We start from the raw sequence: 2,915 nt of genomic DNA on the forward strand, positions 1-2,915 counted from the left end.
CGCGCGCCGGCCGGGTCGCGGCCGATGGCCGCGCCCGCCCGCCGCCCGGCGATCACCGCCTCGGTGACCGAGTTGGACGCCAGCCGGTTGGCGCCGTGCACGCCGGTGCTCGCGGCCTCGCCGACCGCGTACAGCCCGGGGACGCTGGTGTGCCCGTCCAGGTCGGCGCGGATGCCGCCGCAGGAGTAGTGGGCGCCTGGCGCGACAGGGATCGGCTCGCTGACCGGGTCGATGCCGTGCCCGCGGCAGGCGGCGGTCACGGTGGGGAAGCCCTGCTCGAGCACGTCGCGGCCGACCCCGGTGGCGTCCAGCCACAGGTGCCCGCCGCCGCCGCTGCCGCCTTCGCCGGCGATCGCCGCGTGCATCCGGGCCGCCACGACGTCGCGCGGCGCCAGGTCGCCGCGCGGATCGTGCCCGGCCATCAGCGGGCGCCCGGCCAGGTCGCGCAGCACCGCCCCGGCGCCGCGCAGCGCCTCGGTGATCAGCGGGCACTGCCCGGTCGCCCCGTCCACCCACAGCACCGTGGGATGGAACTGGACGAACTCGGGATCCCGCAGCTCGGCCCCGGCGCGCGCCGCGATCGCGAGCGCGTCCCCGGTCGCGCCCGGCGGGTTCGTGGTGGTCGCGAAGGCCTGGCCAAGGCCGCCGGCCGCCAGCACAACCGAGCGCGCGGTGATGATGCCCGGGTCGAGCTCGCCGCAGGACCCAATCGTCGCGGCGAGCAGCCCGGCCGCCGCGCCCTCGTCCTCGAGCAGCAGATCCAGCGCGATCGCCCGGTCGAGCACCTCGACGGGGCTGGCGAGCAGCGCCGTGCGCAGCGCCCGGTGCACTTCGGCGCCGGTCGCGTCGTTACCCGAATGCACGATCCGGTGGCTGCCGTGGCCGCCTTCCAGCCGCAGCGCCGCCTGCTCAAGCCGGGCCCCTTGCGCGGCCAGCCAGGTGATGGCGGCGGGCGCGCCCGCCGCCAGCGCGGCCACCGTGTCCCGGTCGCAGAGCCCGGCGCCGGCGACCAGCGTGTCGTGCGCGTGCGCCGCCGCGCTGTCACCCGGGCCGATCGCGGCGGCCAGGCCGCCCTGCGCGAGCGGGGTGGCGCCGCCCGCCAGTTCCTTGGTGACCACGAGCACCTGCATGCCGTCGGCGGCGGCGGCAAGCGCCGCCGCGATCCCGGCGGCGCCCGATCCCACGACCACGACGTCGGCGTCCCGCCGCCACCGCGGCCGCACCGCGGGCAGCGCCCGGATCCCGGCGCTCACGCCACGCTCCCTGGTCCCGGGTTCGGATCGGTCACAGCCGCACCACCCTGGGAGGCCCCCCCCGGGCTAACATCCGCGATCATCGCCTCGACCGCGCGGCGGGCGCGCTCGGCGACGCCGGGATCGACATGGACCTCCGTGACGCCGTCGCGCAGGCACCGTTCCAGGGCCTGCGGCGTGGTCATCTTCATGTAGCGGCAGACCGCGTCCGGGTTGACCGGCTCCCAGCGCACCGCCGGGTTCGCCTTCCGCAGCTGGTGCAGCATCCCGGTCTCCGTCGCCACGAGCACCGCGGTGGCGCGGGTCGACCGGGCGGCCTGCAGCATCCCGCCGGTGGACAGCACCCGGGTGCGCTCCGCCGGCAGGTCGCCAGTGCCCGACTGCCACAGCGCCGAAGTCCCGCACCCGCACTCCGGGTGCACGAACAGCTCAGCGTCCGGGTTCGCCGCCGCCTTGCGGCGCAGCTCCTGCGGGCTGATGCCCGCGTGCACGTGGCATTCCCCGAGCCAGACGTGCAGGTTGGCGCGCCCGGTGACGCGCCGGACGTGGGCGCCGAGGAACTGGTCGGGGAGGAAGAGCACGTCGCGTTCTGCGGGGATCGCGGCGACGATCTCGGCGGCGTTGGCCGACGTGCAGCAGACGTCGGCTTCGGCCTTGACCTCGGCGCTCGTGTTCACGTAGGCGACGACCGCCGCGCCGGGGTGCTCGCTCTTCCACTCCCGCAGCTGCTCCGCCGTGATGCTGTCCGCCAGTGAGCAGCCGGCGGCGGCGTCCGGAATCAGCACTGTCCGTTCCGGGGAAAGGATTTTCGCTGTTTCCGCCATGAAGTAGACGCCGGCGAGCACGATCACCCGCGCGGTGCTTGCGGCCGCGAGGCGGGCCAGGGCGAGTGAGTCGCCGACGTGGTCGGCGACGTCCTGGATCTCGGGGCGCTGGTAGTTGTGGGCGAGGATCACGGCGCCGCGCTGCGCGGCGAGCCGCCTGATCCGCTCGGCCCAGGAAAGCTCTGTACTGACCATAGTTCTCGACTATAAGTCGAAAACTTGTAGATTTCTACTGTGAGTCTAAAACTTCCCGAACTCGCTACGATGAGCACTGTGCCCGCCGACTGTTTCCGTCACGAGGCGCTTGGGGTCGTCTTCCAGGTCCGCGACAAGCGGCTGACGGTGCTGCTCTGGCAGCGCGCCGAGCAGCCGTTCGAGGGTTTCTGGATGCTGCCAGGCGGCCTGCTGCGCGCCGACGAGCGGCTCGGCGCGTCCGCCGGGCGGCATCTGGCGGCCAAGGCGGACATCCCTGAGATAGCCCACCTGGAGCAGCTCGAGACCCGCAGCGACCCGGCCAGGGACCCCCGCGAGCGCGTGCTCGCGACCGCCTACCTGGCGCTGGTCACCCCGGGCGCCAGGCCGCGGCTGCCGGCCGACACCGCATGGCATCGGGTCGACGAGCTGCCGCCGACCGCGTTCGACCACGGCTCGATCATCGGGTCGGCGCGGGAGCGGCTGCGCGCCAAGCTGTCCTACACGAACATCGGCTTCGCGCTGGCACCGCAGACGTTCACGATCTCGCAGCTGCGGGACACCTACGCGGCCGCGCTCGGCCACCCGGTGTCGGCGACCAACCTGCAGCGCATCCTCACCCGGCGGGGAGTGATCGAGCCGACGC

3 protein-coding genes are annotated in these 2,915 nt (G+C 74.4%); 1 reads left to right on the forward strand and 2 read right to left on the reverse strand.

The genetic code is table 11. The features are described 5' to 3' along the window. Both Q1N79_RS23150 and nadA read right to left on the reverse strand, forming a co-directional pair. The coding region (locus Q1N79_RS23150) for an FAD-binding protein (protein WP_300612357.1) at positions 1–1,253 on the reverse strand (1,253 nt) is incomplete at its 3' end. After that, a complete protein-coding gene (gene nadA, locus Q1N79_RS23155; protein WP_300612358.1) occupies positions 1,250–2,272 on the reverse strand; it encodes a quinolinate synthase NadA in 1,023 nt (340 codons plus the stop codon). The genes Q1N79_RS23150 and nadA, both read right to left, overlap by 4 nt. Before the next feature lie 69 nt (positions 2,273–2,341). On the opposite strand from nadA, the gene Q1N79_RS23160 reads away from it, so the two are divergent. Next, the coding region (locus tag Q1N79_RS23160) for an NUDIX domain-containing protein (protein ID WP_300612360.1) at positions 2,342–2,915 on the forward strand (574 nt) is incomplete at its 3' end.

The sequence above is a fragment of the Trebonia sp. genome (genome assembly GCF_030042015.1).
Lineage (GTDB): Bacteria > Actinomycetota > Actinomycetes > Streptosporangiales > Streptosporangiaceae > Trebonia.